The organism is Telluria antibiotica (assembly GCF_011682055.1).
Lineage (GTDB): Bacteria > Pseudomonadota > Gammaproteobacteria > Burkholderiales > Burkholderiaceae_D > Telluria > Telluria antibiotica.
In genome coordinates this window covers 20,231-35,595 of the sequence record NZ_JAAQOM010000009.1, presented here as the reverse complement: position 1 = coordinate 35,595, position 15,365 = coordinate 20,231, and the positions used below count along the sequence as shown (strand labels likewise).

The 15,365-nt window shown below is 69.5% G+C and carries 19 protein-coding genes; all 19 read right to left on the bottom strand.

All coding sequences use genetic code 11. The annotated features are described in order from the left end of the window. Nucleotides 1–47: 47 nt before the first annotated feature. From flhA to fliF, 19 genes are read right to left on the bottom strand one after another with little or no spacing between them, the layout of a single operon-like run. On the bottom strand, nt 48–2,087 hold the full coding sequence (flhA, locus tag HAV22_RS15575) for a flagellar biosynthesis protein FlhA (protein WP_166860093.1): 2,040 nt from the start codon (nt 2,085–2,087) through the stop codon (nt 48–50). Then, complete coding sequence (locus HAV22_RS15570) at nt 2,087–3,172, bottom strand: EscU/YscU/HrcU family type III secretion system export apparatus switch protein (protein WP_166860092.1); 1,086 nt, start codon at nt 3,170–3,172, stop codon at nt 2,087–2,089. The genes flhA and HAV22_RS15570 overlap by 1 nt, the downstream gene beginning before the upstream one ends. After that, nucleotides 3,173–3,931 carry a flagellar biosynthetic protein FliR gene (locus HAV22_RS15565; protein WP_166860090.1) on the bottom strand — a complete coding sequence of 253 codons (759 nt, stop codon included), beginning with the start codon at nt 3,929–3,931 and terminating at the stop codon, nt 3,173–3,175. It abuts the gene before it with no gap. 11 nt (nt 3,932–3,942) lie between these two features. After that, on the bottom strand, nt 3,943–4,209 hold the full coding sequence (locus tag HAV22_RS15560; RefSeq protein ID WP_166860089.1) for a flagellar biosynthetic protein FliQ: 267 nt from the start codon (nt 4,207–4,209) through the stop codon (nt 3,943–3,945). A gap of 60 nt (nt 4,210–4,269) precedes the next feature. Beyond that, nucleotides 4,270–4,638: a hypothetical protein gene (locus HAV22_RS15555; protein WP_166860088.1), complete on the bottom strand. Its 369-nt coding sequence runs from the start codon at nt 4,636–4,638 to the stop codon at nt 4,270–4,272. A 15-nt stretch (nt 4,639–4,653) separates the two neighbouring features. After that, nucleotides 4,654–5,253, bottom strand: a complete 600-nt coding sequence (locus HAV22_RS15550; RefSeq protein WP_166860086.1) for a tetratricopeptide repeat protein — start codon at nt 5,251–5,253, stop codon at nt 4,654–4,656. A 52-nt stretch (nt 5,254–5,305) separates the two neighbouring features. Next, nucleotides 5,306–6,031 (bottom strand): sigma-70 family RNA polymerase sigma factor, encoded by a 726-nt coding sequence (locus tag HAV22_RS15545; protein WP_166860085.1) that lies wholly within the window; start codon nt 6,029–6,031, stop codon nt 5,306–5,308. 34 nt (nt 6,032–6,065) lie between these two features. Next, a complete protein-coding gene (gene fliP / locus HAV22_RS15540) occupies nt 6,066–6,818 on the bottom strand; it encodes a flagellar type III secretion system pore protein FliP (RefSeq protein ID WP_166860084.1) in 753 nt (250 codons plus the stop codon). After that, nucleotides 6,815–7,159 (bottom strand): flagellar biosynthetic protein FliO, encoded by a 345-nt coding sequence (locus tag HAV22_RS15535; RefSeq protein WP_166860082.1) that lies wholly within the window; start codon nt 7,157–7,159, stop codon nt 6,815–6,817. The genes fliP and HAV22_RS15535 overlap by 4 nt, the downstream gene beginning before the upstream one ends. Beyond that, on the bottom strand, nt 7,159–7,509 hold the full coding sequence (locus HAV22_RS15530; protein ID WP_166860081.1) for a FliM/FliN family flagellar motor switch protein: 351 nt from the start codon (nt 7,507–7,509) through the stop codon (nt 7,159–7,161). Before HAV22_RS15530 ends, HAV22_RS15535 begins: the two co-directional genes overlap by 1 nt. 18 nt (nt 7,510–7,527) lie before the next feature. Further along, complete coding sequence (locus HAV22_RS15525) at nt 7,528–8,310, bottom strand: FliM/FliN family flagellar motor switch protein (protein ID WP_166860079.1); 783 nt, start codon at nt 8,308–8,310, stop codon at nt 7,528–7,530. Then, the gene (locus tag HAV22_RS15520) at nt 8,310–9,488 is read right to left on the bottom strand and encodes a flagellar hook protein FlgE (protein WP_166860078.1); all 1,179 of its coding nucleotides are present in this window, start codon (nt 9,486–9,488) and stop codon (nt 8,310–8,312) included. Before HAV22_RS15520 ends, HAV22_RS15525 begins: the two co-directional genes overlap by 1 nt. Before the next feature lie 9 nt (nt 9,489–9,497). Then, complete coding sequence (locus HAV22_RS15515) at nt 9,498–9,902, bottom strand: flagellar hook assembly protein FlgD (protein ID WP_208296217.1); 405 nt, start codon at nt 9,900–9,902, stop codon at nt 9,498–9,500. Beyond that, nucleotides 9,903–10,817, bottom strand: a complete 915-nt coding sequence (locus HAV22_RS15510; RefSeq protein ID WP_166860076.1) for a hypothetical protein — start codon at nt 10,815–10,817, stop codon at nt 9,903–9,905. After that, the gene (locus HAV22_RS15505; RefSeq protein ID WP_166860075.1) at nt 10,807–11,277 is read right to left on the bottom strand and encodes a hypothetical protein; all 471 of its coding nucleotides are present in this window, start codon (nt 11,275–11,277) and stop codon (nt 10,807–10,809) included. The genes HAV22_RS15510 and HAV22_RS15505 overlap by 11 nt, the downstream gene beginning before the upstream one ends. After that, nucleotides 11,274–12,584, bottom strand: a complete 1,311-nt coding sequence (locus HAV22_RS15500) for a FliI/YscN family ATPase (RefSeq protein WP_229421265.1) — start codon at nt 12,582–12,584, stop codon at nt 11,274–11,276. The genes HAV22_RS15505 and HAV22_RS15500 overlap by 4 nt, the downstream gene beginning before the upstream one ends. After that, complete coding sequence (locus HAV22_RS15495) at nt 12,581–13,432, bottom strand: FliH/SctL family protein (protein ID WP_166860073.1); 852 nt, start codon at nt 13,430–13,432, stop codon at nt 12,581–12,583. The genes HAV22_RS15500 and HAV22_RS15495 overlap by 4 nt, the downstream gene beginning before the upstream one ends. Continuing rightward, nucleotides 13,420–13,944: a hypothetical protein gene (locus tag HAV22_RS15490; RefSeq protein WP_166860072.1), complete on the bottom strand. Its 525-nt coding sequence runs from the start codon at nt 13,942–13,944 to the stop codon at nt 13,420–13,422. The genes HAV22_RS15495 and HAV22_RS15490 overlap by 13 nt, the downstream gene beginning before the upstream one ends. Next, nucleotides 13,941–15,362: a flagellar basal-body MS-ring/collar protein FliF gene (gene fliF / locus HAV22_RS15485; RefSeq protein ID WP_166860437.1), complete on the bottom strand. Its 1,422-nt coding sequence runs from the start codon at nt 15,360–15,362 to the stop codon at nt 13,941–13,943. The genes HAV22_RS15490 and fliF overlap by 4 nt, the downstream gene beginning before the upstream one ends. Nucleotides 15,363–15,365: the final 3 nt, after the last annotated feature.

The window sequence follows — 15,365 nt, the reverse complement described above, 5'->3', positions numbered from 1 at the left end:
AGCGCTCTCGGGCCAGGCCGGAGAGCGCGATGGGAAGGGGCGGATGCTTAGAGGCTGACGGTGAAGTAGGACTTCAGATTCACGGAATTCGGAATCTCCGCCATCGACAGGATGCGCATATGGGGAATGACCCGCTCCGACAGCGCGCGGATGTGGCGCCGCAGATCCGGCGAACACAGAAGCACCGGCAGCAGATTCGCCTTCATCATGCGTTCTCCCTGCGCGGCCAGCCTGGACAGCAGCTGCTCGGCGAACTTGGGTTCCACCGGGAGCGTGGCGCCCGCCTCCGCGTTGCGCACGCTTTGCAGCAGCACCTGCTCGATGGCCGGGTCGAGCGTGAGCACGCTGAGCGCCGTGTTCTCGCCCAGCAGCGTCTGGCAGATCGCCGCGCCCAGCTTCTGGCGCACGACCTCCGTCAGGTAGCTCAGGTCCTTGCTGGTGCGGCCGACGTCGGCCAGCGTCTCGAGGATGACTTCCAGGTTGCGGATCGAGACCTTTTCCTTGAGCAGGTTCTGCAGGATTTTTTGCACGTCGCTCAGCGACACGATCGTGGGCACCAGCTCCTCGACGAGGCCCGGCTGGTCGTCGCGCACGCGCTGCAGCAGGCGCTCCGTCTCGGTGCGGGTCAGCAACGCGGCCGACTGCTGCTTGAGCACTTCGCTCAGGTGCGTGATGAAGACCGTGCTCGCATCGACCAGCGTATAGCGTGCCGCCCGCGCCACTTCCTTTTCGCCGTCCTCGATCCAGATCGCGGGCAGGCCATAGGTCGGCTCGCGCGTTTCGATGCCCTTCACGGGGCGCGACTCGCCGCCCGCATGGATCGCGAGGGTGCGCTCGGTCATGATTTCGCCGCGGCCGGCCAGCACGCCGAACACGTGCAGCTCGTAGGCGTTCGGCGCCAGCAGTGGGGCGTCGCGGAAGCGCACGCGCGGCAGCACCATGCCCGAGTCGAGCGCGTACTGCTTGCGGATGGCGGCGATGCGCTCCATGAAGATCGTCTGTTCGCCGCTGACGAGCGGGGCCAGGTTGGCGCCCACCATCACTTCCACGGGCTCGACCTTGAGCATGGCGTAGGAATCCTGCTCGGGCTGGTCGGCGGCGTCATCCTCCGGCTCGCCCGCCACGGCCCGCTTCCTGCCGCGCTGGACGAGGAACGCGGCGCCGCCCAGGATCGTGCCGATCACGAGCACCGGCAGCGACGGAATGCCGGGCAGGAACAGCAGCACGGCCAGCGCGGCCGTGACGAGGTACAGCGTCTTCGGGAACGACGTCAGCTGGCGCAAGGTCTCGGCGCTGAGGTTGCCGTCCGACGCCGAACGGGTGACGATGATGCCGGTGCCCACCGCGATCACCAGCGCCGGGACCTGGGTCACGATGCCGTCGCCCACGGTGAGCAGAGTGAAGGTGTGGAGCGCCTCGTCCCAACGCATGCCCATCTGCATGACGCCGATGACGAGGCCGCCGATGATGTTGATGAGCAGGATGACGATCCCGGCGATGGCGTCGCCCTTCACGAACTTGCTGGCGCCATCCATCGCGCCGTAGAACCCGCTCTCCTTTTCCAGCGTCTTGCGCCGTTTCTTCGCCTCTTCCTGGTCGATGAACCCCATGTTCAGGTCGGCGTCGATGCTCATCTGCTGGCCCGGCATGCTGTCGAGCGTGAAGCGCGCCGCCACTTCCGAGACGCGCTGGGCGCCGTTCGTGACCACGACGTACTGCACCACCACCAGGATCAGGAACACGATCAGGCCGATCACGTAGTTGCCTCCGACGACGTACGACCCGATCGACGCGATCACCCTGCCCGCGTTCGCGTCGCTGAGGATCAGGCGCGTCGCCGCCACGTTGAGTGACAGCCGGAACAAGGTGGCGATCAGCAGCAGCGACGGGAAGGTGGAAAACTCGACGGGCCGGCCGATGTAGAACGTGAGCAGCAGGATCAGGAGGGCGAAGCTGATGTTGGTCAGGATCAGGAAGTCGAGGAGGCCTGAGGGGATCGGCACGAACAATACGGTGAGGATGCCGATCACCAGCAGCACCATCACGAGGTCGGCGTTTTTCGCGAATACTTTACTAAATGACGACATCAGGCAGTCCTTCCGGAAGCGCGCCGCGCCTCACGCATTGAATAAACCCAGACCATGATCTTGGCGATCTGGGGGTAGAGCTTTTCCGGCACATAGCCGTCGTGGTCGACTTCGCGGAACAGCGCCCGCGCCAGCGGCTTGTTCTGGACGATGGGAATCGCGTGCTTGGCGGCCATCGCGCGCATCGTGCGCGCCACTTCGCCCGCCCCTTTCGCCACCACTTTCGGCGCACCCGAGACCCCGTGCTCGTAGCTCAGGGCCACGGCAAGCCGGGTCGGGTTCGTGATCAGGACGTCGGCGCTGGCGACCTTGCCCACCGACCGGCTGCGCTTGAGCATGTCGCGGCGCAATTCGCGGATGCGCGCGCGGATGCGCGGATCGCCTTCGCGGTTCTTCGATTCCTCGCGCACGTCGCGCTTGCTCATGCGCATGCGCTTGGCGTAGTCCCAGCGCGTGTACAGCATGTCGAGCAGCGCGATGACCAGCAGGGCAAGCACGAGCTTGAGGACGAGCCCGCCGGCCATGCCCAGCAGCAGGCGCGCATAGCCCTTCGGGTCCACGGTCGTCAGCCCAACCAGCCCGGGAATCAGGCCCTTCACGAGCGTGTACAGCACCATCCCCAGCACCGCCAGCTTGATGAGGCTCTTCGCGGCCTCGAACAGCACGCGCAGGGAAAACAGTTTCTTCAGGCCCGTCACGGGATTGATGCGGGTGAGGTCGGGCTTCAGGGGAAAGAAGCTGAAGATGGGCCCCGTCTGCGCGATATTGGCGAGCACCGCGACGACGAGCAAGGTGAGGAAGAGCGGCGCCATCAGGCTGAGCGTGTCGAGCAGCAGCTCGCCCAGCCACGCGGCCATGGCATCGGTGCTCCAGTCTCGCTCGGCGGCGCGCGCCAGCACCTTCTGCTGGGTGCGCAGGCCATGGCGCAGGGTGTCCCAGCCGTTCCCGTACAGCCAGACGGCGAGGCCCGCCAGCACGGCCATGGAAATCATGTCGGTGCTCTTGGCAACGCTGCCCTTCTTGCGCGCTTCGTCGAGTTTGTGCTCGGTCGCCTGTTCCGAGCGGTCGGCATCCTGATCGGCCATTTACGTCAGCACCCGTTCCCAGAAAAGAAAAATCGACGCGTACACGGTGGCCATCGCGGGCGCCAGCGTGTTGACGGTGAGCGCGAGGATCGCGAGCGCCGCGAAGATCTTCACCGGCACCATCACGAAGAACACGTTCATCTGCGGCAGCACGCGCGAGATCATCGCCAGCCCGATCTCCACCAGCAGCAGGCACAGCATGACAGGCACGATCAGCGCCACGCCCAGCGAGAACATCAGGCCGAACTGGCGGATGACGGGTTCCGGCGCGAGGTTCGCGAGGCCGGCGCCGGGCGCGGCCTGCGTCAGCGAAAATGCCAAACCGCGCAGCAGCGCGTGGTGCGCGTTCATGCCGAAGAAGGCGGTGACGCCGACCAGGTTCAGCATCGTCGAAAACAGCGGCGCGCCGGCGCGCGTCACAGGGTCGTACACGCTGCCCATCGAGAAGCCGCTCTGGATGTCGAGGATCTTGCCGGCCACGGAAAACGCGCCGAAGGCGGCGAACACGCCGAAGGCCATGGTCGCGCCGACGAACACTTCGCCGGCCGCCCCGAACACCAGGCCGCCCAATGTCGGCGGGACGGATGCGACGGCGCCGCCGCCCACCAGCACGGCGGACAGGCCCAAGGTCAGCAGCACGCGCACCGTGACGAGGCTGGCGAGGCCGGAAAAGACGGGCGACATCATCAACAGGGTGCCGACGCGCACGGCCACGAGGAACACGGAGCCGATCCAGCCTTGGTCGAGAGTGACTACCATCGTGCCCGCATTCAGAAATAGCCCGGGATGGCGCCGATCAGGTTGACCGAAAACGCCACCAGCCGCTTGAGCATCCACGCGCCGCACACGACCAGCACCAGCACGGCCGCGATGATCTTGGGGATGAACGTCAGCGACGTTTCCTGGATCTGGGTGATCACCTGCATCACGCTCATCAGCAAGCCGACGGCCAAGGTGACGGCCAGCAGCGGCCCGGAAATGATGAGCGCATTCCACAGCACGTCGGCCAGCATCTGCAGCGCCTGGTCAGAACCCATGGCTGCACTCCTGGAACGGAAACGAAAGGAAAACCATGACACAGGTCCGATAAAAAAGTCTCAGTCCGCCTGCCCGAGCAGGTGGTCGATCGCCCGGCCGATCAAGCGGGCGCATGCGGGGTCGGCTTCGAGTCCGCTCTGGATCTCGTCGACGACCTGGAAAAATTTAGGATCGGCCACAAGCGCTTCGCCGAAGTGCGACAGCAGCACCGCCTCCAGGAACACGCGGAACGCCTTGCGTCCGCGCTGCGGATCGTCGGCGCCGATCAGGCGCACGCGCTGCTCGATGAGGGCCGTCAGCTGGTCGGGCGCGTAGCGCGTGCTGCGCGGCGCGGCACGGCCCGCGGGCCGCCGCGCCGGGCTGCGCGCGGCGAGCTGGCCCTGGATGACGGACACGAGTTCGTTGACGGCACCGATCGATACGCTCATGGGATGGCCGCCTGGTTAGTGACCGGTGTTGCCGGTGTAGGCCGACAGCAGCATGCGGTGCGCGTCTTCGGGGGCCGCTTCCGGTTCCGCCGCCTGCGCCAGCGGCGCCGCGGCCGCGCCGGCCAGGTGCGCGTCGATCGCGCCGATCATTTGCTGCATGTCGCCGTTCAGCGGCAGATTGGTGGTGTTGGCGGCGATGCCGGCCGCGAGCAGCGCGCGCGCGTCGGCGAACTCGTCGCGGATCAGGTGGCACAGGCCAATGCCGAACAGGCGCAGCGGGTCGTCTTCGGCCAGGTCGGCCAGCGGGCCGAACACGGTCAGCGCCTGCTCGGCCGCGCCGTTCGTCAGCCACAACAGGCCGAGCTGCAGGCGCGCGATCGACAGCGCCGGATCGAGCGCCAGCGCGGCTTCCATTTCGCCCACCGCGCGGTCGTACATCTTGATCTGCGCATATTCGGCGCCCAGCACGTAGTGCGCGGCGCTGGTGGCGTCGGGACGTGACACGGCCTCCTTCAGGTAGGCGATGGCGGTGCCGGAATCGTCGGCCGCACTGGCGTTGAGCGCCAGCTGCAACAGCTCGGCCTGGTCCAGCATGGAAAGCGTCGTGGTCGTCATAAAAAAATCCTGGTCAAAATGATCCGCAGCCGCGGCACGGGTACAGCTTATCCTAACAACAGAGGTTGACCTCCGGTGCATTCTTCAAGCCCGAGCGCAGATTGGCCAGGGCCTCCTTGTGCAGTTGCGCGATGCGCCCCCGCGTCAGCCCCAGGTTGCGGGCGATTTCCTCGAACGGCAGGTACTGCAAATAATGGCCTTCGATGACTTTCTGCTGGTTCGCGGGCAAGCTCGCCAATTGCGCCCTCACCCGCGCCTGCAGTTGCTTCAGCTCGACGGCCTGGTAGGTGTTGTCGGCATACTCGGCCTGCTCGTCCATCACCATGCCCGAGTCTTCCAGCACGAAGCCGAGCGCAAGCCCGATGGCGAGTTCCGCCAGCTGGCCGAACACGTCCGCGGGGCTGTCGGCCGGCGGCGCGGCGGCCGCGTCCTTGAGCGAGCCGAGGCGCTGGGCGATCACCCGCCGCCGGGCCGCGACCTGCTCCTGGATCTCGCTCGACGACTCGAGGCCGTTCAGGATGGCGCCAGTGATCCGCGTCGACGCATACGTCTCGAACCGGATGCCCCGCGACGGGTCGAAGCGGTCGATCGACTCGATCAGGCCCACCGTCGCGTAGTGCAGGTAGTCGTCGAATTCCATCTCGGTGTACACGCGCCGCGCATACACCTTGGCCGCCATGATACGGGTCAGGCCCTGGTAGGCCTGCACCAGCCGTTCGCGCACGCCCGCGTCGCGCTCGCGCACGTAGCTGTGCCACAGCGCGTCGGTATCGGTCATCGGCGTGGCGTCGCCAAGCATCGGGAATCCCGTCTCAGGCGAACGTGCCGAGCAAGGCGCGCACGATCAGGTTCCAGCCGTCGATCAGCACGAACAGCAAGACCTTGAGCGGCAGGGAGATCGACGCCGGCGGCACCATCATCATGCCCAGCGACATCAGCGCTCCCGAGACGATCAGGTCCACCAGCAGGAACGGCAGGAAGATCACGAATCCGATCTGGAACGCCGAGCGCAGCTCCGACAGCATGAAGGCGGGGATCAGCTGCACCATGCCGATGTCGTCCATGCTGCGCGGCTGCTCGGCCTTGGCCAGCTCCACCATCAATGCGAGGTCCTGTTCGCGCGTCTGGCGCACCATGAAGTCCCGCAGCGGCGTGGTGGCCGCCGCGAGCGCCGCCTCCGTCGAGATGCGGTTCGCCAGGTAGGGCTGCATCGCCTTGGTATTGACCTCCTGCAGCGTCGGCGCCATCGTGAAGAACGTGAGGAACAGGGCCAGACTGACGATCACCGTGTTCGGCGGCGTTTCCTGCATGCCGAGCGCGTGGCGCAGCATCGACAGCACGATCACGATGCGCACGAACGAGGTCATCGACATCAGGATCGCCGGCGCCAGGCTCAGCACGGTCAGGCCCAGCATCACCTTGACGGCGGATGCCGTTTCGCCGCCGGTGCCGCCCACGTTCACCTGCAGCCCGGGCATCGCCAGCACGGGGTCGGCGGCCCACGCGGCGCCGCTGCCGAACGCCAGCAGCGCCAGCGCGGCCAGGCAGGCGCGGCGCGCGTTCATGTGCCCTCCTTCGGTTCCGACGCGGCGCTCGTGGCGACGCACGTGATGCCGTGTTCGCCCTGCGCCAACAGGTAGCGGCGGCCGTCGAATTCCACGACGGACAGCAGCGCGCGCGGCCCCATCCGTTCGCTTTGCAGGACCTTGACGAGGCGCTGCCCGCCGCTGCCGGGCAGCGGCAGGTTCAGGCGCTTGCGCAGGTACAGCACGGCGCCGATCGCGGCCAGCGCGACCAGCAACACGGCCAGGCCACCGCCGGCCACGCCGGCACCGGCCCCGCCGCCATCGTGCTTGAACGGGATCGGCTGGGGTGCGGCCAGGGTGAGACGGTCGGACGCGGGCATCAGTCCAGTCTCGCTGCGATCTCGGTCACGCACACGCCGAAATTGTCGTCCACGACGACGAGCTGGCCGCGCGCGACCACGTTGCCGTTGATGACGACGTCGACAGGGGCATCGACCATGCGGTCGACCTTCAGTACGGCGGCTTCCTTCAGGCCCATCAGCTCACCGAGGGTCAGGTGGACGTCGCCCAGCATCACCGAGAGACTGACCTTGACGCTGTCGAGCAGGCCCGGGTGTGCGCCCACCAGTTCGGCGCCGCCGGGCGCGCGCGGATGCAATTCCGGCAGACCGACCGGCTGGGTCTGGACGAGGTGGACGGCGTCGCCGCTCTTGTTGCTTGCACTGCTCATAAGTACGCTTCCAAAAAATTAATGACGGCCGTCGATTTCGATCGCGACCATGCCTTGCGTTTGTCCGGGAAAGGCACGCAGCAGCGCGCCGCCGTCCGGGGCGAGCACCTCGACCGGCGCGTCGGCGGCGCGCCCGAGGCGGATCACATCGCCCACGGCGACGCTCATCAGGGCGGACAACCCCAGCTCGGCCTGCCCCAGGCGGACCGCCAGGCGCACCGGCGTCGCATGGAGCGCCTTCAACAGTGCGACCGGCGCCAGCGGCGCACGCGCCGCGGCGGCCGGGGCGAACGCGGCGACGCCCGCGCCGTCGAGCAGGATGCGGCAGCGGGCCGCGCCGATGGCGACCGTGACGCACAATGTTCCCGCGCCTCGCGCCAGCAGATGCGCCGGCGGCTGCGCGGGTGCGCCGGGGCCGGCGTCCGCGTCCAGCAAGGCACTCGCGAGCGCCGCGCCGAGCGCGTCGGCGGCACGTTCGGCCGCCAGCGCGGCCAGCTGGCCCGGTGCCGCGCCGAACCCGGCGGGACGGTCGTCGCGGCCGAACATCGCGCGCTGCAGCGACTGCTGCAGGGCCGGCGGGAACGCGAGCCAGAGCTGGCGGTTGCCGGCTTCACGGCGCGCCTCCCAGCGCGCCTCCCACGCGACCCCTGCCAGCTCGCTGGAGGGACGCGCGCACAGCACCTGGCACGCGTCGTCGGCGACACCCCATTGCCCGGCCCAGGCCGCGACGGCGGCGGCGGCACGGGCCCGCACGGCGTCGAGCGTCGCTGCGCCCAGCAACCGGAAATCACGCACGTCCATCAGCGTCTCGCCATGTCGAACAATTGCTGGATCATCTCGTTGGCCGTGCTGATCACGTGCGAGCTGGCCTGGTAGCCCCGCTGCATCAGGATCAGATTGCCGAACTCCTCGGCCAGGTCGACGTTCGAGCCTTCGAGATGGCCCGCGCGCAGCGTGCCGAACGTGGCGTCGCCGGCATGGCCATACGTGGCCTGCCCGCCCTCCTTCAGGGCGAACGCGCTGCCCGAGCGCTCCTCGAGCTCCGAGGCGCTGCGGAAGTTCGCGAGCGCCAGGCGCGGGCCGTCGCCCGTCTGGCCGTTCGAGTAGAACAGCTTGATGGTGCCGTTGCCGTCGATGGACTGGTCGGTCCTGACGCCGGCGGTGTAGCCGTCCTGGCTCGCCATGCTCAGCGTCGTCTGGTCGACGAGCGACGTCACGTTGTCGGAAAAGTCGAGACGCACGTCGAACGCCTGGGTGCCGGCGGGCGCGTACGAGAACGACACGCTGTTCGCGTCCGCGACGGGGAAGCCGCTGGCGAACTTGATCGTGCCGGTGGTGAGCGTGGCGCCGGCCGCATCGGTGACGGTGACTTCGAAGGCGCCGCCGCCCGTGTTCTTGAACGACAGGTTGATCGGGCGGTTCACGCCATCCGCGTCGTACACGGCGATGCTGCGCAGCGACGGATTGATCGGCGGCGTCGTCACGGTCGAGGTCAGGTTGCCGTGGAACGTCACCTTGGCCGTCGCTTTCGGCGCGCTGTGGTTCAGGGTCTCGACGTTCACGTCGACGAGCTTGCCGTCGGCCAGTGCCTTCACGTGCTCCCCGGCGGCGTTGACGAGGATCCCCTTCTCGTCGAAATGGAAGCCGCCGGCGCGGGTGTACAGGATCTGGCCGTCGCGCTCGATGGCATAGAAGCCGTTGCCGTCGATGTTCAGGTCGAGCGGATTGCCGGTGCTGGTGTCCAGTCCCGCCTTGAAATTGATGTGCGTGCCCAGCGTACCGAGTCCGGTGCCGCTGCCGCCCGTGCCGGGGCCTTCCGGCTGCCCGCCGCCCGCGCCCTGGTTGAACAGGTCGGTGAACGCCAGCTGGCCGCTCTTGAAGCCGGGCGTGTTGACGTTGGCGAGGTTGTTGCCGACCGTGCGCAACCCTTGCGCGTGGGTCAGCAGGCCGGTGGTACCGATGTTGATCGTGTCGAACATGGCGTCTCCTTAGCGAATGTTGGCGACCTGGGACAGCGTGATGCCTTCCGTGGACTGGCCGGCGGCCGTCGTCACGGTCAGCAACGGCTGGCCCGAATCGAGCGCCAGCGCCGATACGCGTCCCGTCACCGTGACGCCGTTGACGTTCGCGTCGACCGTCTTGCCCAGGAGGCCGATCGACTGCGTCGACGATTGCACGAGCAGCATGTTGTCGATCTTCTCGTTCAGCTGGCGGCTCTGTTCGAGCGTCGCGAACTGGGCGATCTGGGCCACGAACTGCTCGTTGTCGACCGGCTTGAGCGGATCCTGGTTGTTGAGCTGCGCGGTCAGTATCTTGAGAAAATCCTGGATCCCGATATTGCTCGACTGCGAGGGCGAGCCGGCGCCCGCGATGGTGGCGGTGCTGATGGACATTTATGCTCCTTTGAATACGAAAGGCGTCGATGGCGCGGCTGGCGGCTCGCCCGGATGACCGGCTGCACGGCGGCCGGGCTGGTCGTCGGCCGTGCCGGACGACAGGATGCGTCGTCCGTTGACCGTCAGTGCGGCAAGCGGCGTGCCCGCCAGCGCCAGCTCGCCGGCCATCGCGCTGGCGACGCGCTGGACCTGCTCGCTGCTCAGGCTCGCATCGCGCAGCCAGGCATGCACGCCGTCCTCGGCGGGCAGCACGTGCAAAAGGCTGCGCGCGTATTCCTCGCCTTCGGGCACGAGGCTCGGTGCCGGACCGTCGGCGGCGTGAACGTCCTGGCCGCCGGCCGCTTCCGCTGGGGTGCCCGTGGACGGCGCCATGCCCGCGGCGAACGCCAGCTGCCAGCCGGCGGCGGGTGCGGCGGACAGCGGCGCCGCGACGGCCTGCGCCGCGTCCGGCACCGGGGTCGCACCACCGGACGTCGGTACGGTCCCCCAGGCGGCCGCAGACGCAGCCGCCTGATCGCCGGGTGAGGTACGGGTCCAGTGCGCGCCGGCGACCATGTGCTGCGCCGGCGTGGCCGCGCCGTGCGTGCCGGCGGCGCGGCGTGCGGCCTTGCTTTGCGCGTCGTGGCCCTGCTGCGCGCGGGTGTCATGGCCGGCGTCATGCGCGGTGCGCATGTCCTGGTGCGCCGGTGCGGCGCCCGCGGCGACGTGGTGCCCGGCCGCCGCGGCGGGCGCGCCGCCCGGCGCCTGGACGGTCGATCCCGCCCGCGGCGCCCGGTTGGCAGCCTGTTCGGCGAGCGCCGCGCGCTCGAGCTCGAGCATCCAGCGGTCCTTGCGCGCTTCCGGCTGCTTGCGCTCGATCGGGGCCGTCAGGCTCCCGGCGGCGCCCGCCCTCGCGTCGAAATTAGCTTGCATGGCTCGTCATCCCTGCTTGTAGAGTGCTCCATTGATCATCGGCGACCTTGAAATCGCCACTCAGGCGCTGCTGCACGAACTTGTCCTTCATCTCGTCGCGGTGCTTCTCGACCGCGTCGACCCCGCGCCGGCTGGCCACCACCCGCTCGGCCTGCGCGTCGCGCAGCGCCTCCAGGCGTTCCAGCTCGGCCTGTTCGCCCCGCAGGCGCAGCGTGACGTCGCCGACGTAGCGCGACACGATCAGGAAGCGCTGCACGGACAGCGTGGCCCCGGAGCCGGCCAGCGCATTGAATTCCGCGCCGGCCGCGGCCAGCTCGGCCTGCAAGCCGCCGACGCGCGCCGCCTGCGCGGCCACGGCCGCGTTGTGTTCGCCCAGTTCCACCAGCAGCGCGTCGAGTTCCCACTGGCGCGTGAGCAGGATCGGCTCGAGCGGATAGCGAAAGCGTGCGTTCCGGCTCATCGTGCGCCTCCGAGCGCCTTGCGCAGGCGCGCGATCGCATCCTGGCGCGTGCTCGATTCGAGCACCGACTGGCGCAGCACCGCGCGCACCGCGGGAAACAGCTGCATGGCGCGGTCGATGCCCGCATTGCTGCCGGCCTTGTACGCGCCCATGTCGACCATCTGGCGGTTGCGTTCGTAGCTGGCCATCAGTTCGACCGTGGACGACATCAGCGCGAGATCGGCCGCGCCGACCAGTTCCGACGCGAGCCGGCTCGTACTCTGCAGCACGTCGATGGCCGGGAAGTGGCCTTCATGCGCGAGGTCGCGCGAGAGCATGATGTGGCCGTCGAGCGTGGCGCGCACGATGTCCGAAATCGGCTCGTTGAAGTCGTCCCCTTCCACCAGCACCGTGTACAGCGCGGTGATCGCGCCGCCCGAGTCGGTGGTGCCGCAGCGCTCGCACAGCGCGGGGATATCGGAAAACACGGAAGGCGTGTAGCCACGCGCGGTGGGCGGCTCGCCGGCCGCCAGTCCGATTTCGCGGCGCGCCATCGCGAAGCGCGTGATCGAATCCATCATCAGGAGGACTTGCCGGCCCTCGTCGCGGAACGATTCGGCGATCGCCGTGGCCGCGTAGGCGGCGCGGGTGCGCGCGAGCGCGGGCTGGTCGGACGTGGCCACGACCACGACGCTGCGCCCGATGCCCTCCGCGCCCAGGTGTTTTTCGACGAACTCGCGCACTTCGCGCCCGCGCTCGCCGATCAGGGCGATCACGTTGATGTCGGCCTTCACGTCGCGCGCCAGCATGCCGAGCAAGGTGCTCTTGCCGACACCGCTGCCGGCGAAGATGCCCATGCGCTGCCCGCGCCCGAGCGGCAGCAGCGCGTCGATCGCGCGCACGCCCGTGTCGAGCAGATGCTTGATGCGCGGCCGCGTGAGGGGGTTGATCGGTTCGGCCGTCAGCGGGCGCATGGCCGTCGTGCGCGGGACCGGCCCGCCGTCGAGCGGCTGGCCGAACGCGTCGATGACCCGTCCCAGCAGCGCGCTGCCAACGGCCACGCCGGCCTGGCGCCCGGTGGCGCACACGTCGTTGCCGACGCCGATGCCGCGCAGTTCGCCGTACGGCATGAGGACCACGCGTCCCGGCTTCATGCCCACCGCTTCCGCCAGCAGCGCCGGGCCGCCGTCGATGCTCACCTCGCACACCTCGCCGATCGTCACGTCCGGCCCGGCCGCTTCGATGCTCTGGCCGGCGATGCCGGTCACGTACCCGCGCCGGCGGGTCAGTTCGGTGCGACGGACGGCGTCGAGATAGGCTTGCATCATGCGCCTTCCCCGCCGCGGCGCGCGGCGCGCACGGCCAGCAGCGTCTCGGCCAGGCGTGCGAGCTGGATTTCCAGGCGCGCATCCAGCGCGCCGGTGGAACTGTCGACGATGCAGCCGCCCAGCACGATGCCCGGGTCGGCACTGATGCGCGCGTGATGTCCGGCGCCGTCGCCGAGCAGCGCGACGTCGTCCGGATGCAGGCGGATGCCGACCTGTTCGCGCTCGCGCACGTCGGCCGCGCAGCGCGCGACCATCGCGTGCACGCCGTCGCGGCTGGCGGCCTGCTCGCCCAGGATGCGGCACAGGGCCGCGAACGCCAGTTCGACGATGCCGTCTTCGGCATCCGCCAGCACAGTGGCCCGGGCCTGCACCAGTTGTGCGGCGAGGCCCTGGAAACGGTCGATCTGCGCTTGCAGTTGGCGGCGCGCGTCGGCCTCGCCCTTTTCGTGGCCGACGGCGTACCCACGCCGTTCGGCCTCGGCGCGCAGCTCGGCCAGTTCGGCCTGGACCTTGCGGCGCTCCGCTTCCTGCTGCGCCGCCGTGACGGCAGCCGGCACCGGGGCCTGCTGCGCCGGTGCCGGTGCCGGCGTCGAGGGTGCGGCAGGCGGCACGCTGGTCGCGGCCGGCGCGGCAGGTGCCGGTACGGTTGCCGGCGGCGCCACGGGCACTGGTGCTTCCTTCACCGGCGCGCGCTCGACGGCCGCCGGGGCCACCGCCGCACTTGGCGCCGGAGCGGGCGCCGCGGGCGCCGCACCCGCGCGCGCGGGCGTCGCGGCCGCGCGTTCACCGCGCCGGCGCAATTCGAAGGCGACCGGCGACACGGCCGCGGCGCGGATTATCGCGTCCATGCCCGGGCCCTGGCGAACAGTTGCACGACCTTCGAACGGGGCGCCGCTGCGTCATGCGCCGCCACGCGCGGGCCCAGCGCTTCGATCAGCACCGCGGCGCAGGCCGGCGCCGGCCCCTCGGCACGCCGCGCATCGAGCGCACGCTGCACCTGCGTGCGCCGCGCCGGCTCCAGCAGGGCAAGCAGTTCGGCGTGCCACGGCCACGTATCGACGGCCAGCAGTTGTGCCACGAGGCCCGCCGGTTCGTCAGCGAGCAGCGCGGCGATGGCGGCGGCCGGCGCCGCGCGCAACTGGTCGTGCGCGGAGACGGGGCCGCGCCGGACGCGGAACGACGGGAACGCCGGCGCGGCCGACGGGCCGGGCGCCGTGCCGTCGAAACCCAGCTCGGCCAACTCGGCCAGGTAACCGCGCAGGCGGGCCTGGTCGGCATCTGGCAGCGCGGCCAGGATCAGCTCCCGGTCGGCGGCGCCGAGCGGGTACAGCGCCAGCGCCGCATGGCGATGGCCGCTCATGCTTTCTCCAGGTTGGGTGCGGGCGTCTCGATCCAGGCCCGTACTTCGATCAGCATCTGCTCGCGCTCGGCCGCCGTCAGCACGCGCTGCGGCTGCGGCACGGGGCGGCGCGGGCGCAGGAACAGCCACGCCAGCAAGCCGGCCAGCAGCACGGCCAACGCGACGAGCACACCGATCACGACGTTGACGGAGGCCGCGTCGCGCCTGGCCGGAGCGGGCTCGGGAACGGTATCGGGCGGCACCGCATCCGTCGCGGCGGCGGCCGGCGTGACGAGGCGGTCCATCGAATTGACGACGATGGCGTCGCCCCGCTCGGCATTCAAGCCGACCGCCAGTGCCACCACTTCGCGCAGCTTGTCGCGCTGCTCGTCCGTCATCGCCTGGCGCACGACGACGGCCACCGTCATGCGGCGCACGGTGCCGGCGGCCACCGACAGCTGCTCGACGCGGCGCCCGACCTGGTAGTCCGACTCGCTGCTGCTGGTCCCGCCCGCCGACTTGCCGGCGCCGCCCGGCGCCGCGTCGGCATCGCGCGCGCTGATGCGCTCGCGGACCATGACACCGGTGGGCGAGCCGTTCGAGACGCCGCCGTGCGCCGGCAGCACTTCCTCCGTCGTGACCTTGCTCTGGTTGAGGTTCAGCGCCACGTCGACGCTGGCGATGGCCTCGCCGGCGCCGAACGTGCGGTCGAGCACCTGGGCCACCTTCTTCGTCAGGTATTCCTCGGTGCTGCGCTTCGATTCGAGCTGGTTCGACGCGCTTTCGCCCGCCCCGTCGGCGGACGACGGCCGGGTCAGCGCGACGCCGTGCTGGTCGATCACGGTGACGTCCGCCGGCACGATGTCCGGCACGGAGGCCGCCACGAGGCGCTGGATGCCGGCCACCTGGTCGGCGGCGAGCACGTGGCCGGGCTTCAGCGTGAGGGTGACGGACGCCTTGGGCTTGGCCAGCGCTTTCTTGAACAGGCCCTGCTCCGGAATGGCCAGGTGCACGCGAGCGTTGCGGATGTCGTCGATCGACAGGATCGTGCGGGTCAGCTCGCCCTGCACGGCGCGCAGATAGTTGACCTTCTGGACGAACTCGGTCATGCCGAAATCGGCATTGTTGAACACCTCGAACCCGATCGCGCCCTGCAGCGGGACTTCCTTGCCCATGACCGCGAGGCGCGTCTTGTACACGAGGCTGCGCGGCACCATGATGGTGGTGCCGCCGTCGGCCAACTGGTACGGCGTCTTCATCTTGTCCAGTTCCGCCGTCATGGCGGCGGCGTCGCGCGCGGCCATGTCGGCGAACAGCACCTGGTAGTCCGGGCGGTAAGCCCACCACGCCAGCGCCCCGACCAGCACGACGATCGCCAGCATGCCGGCGCCGATGCCGACGCGGGCCCGGCGATCGAGACTCGCCCATTTCGATTGCATAGC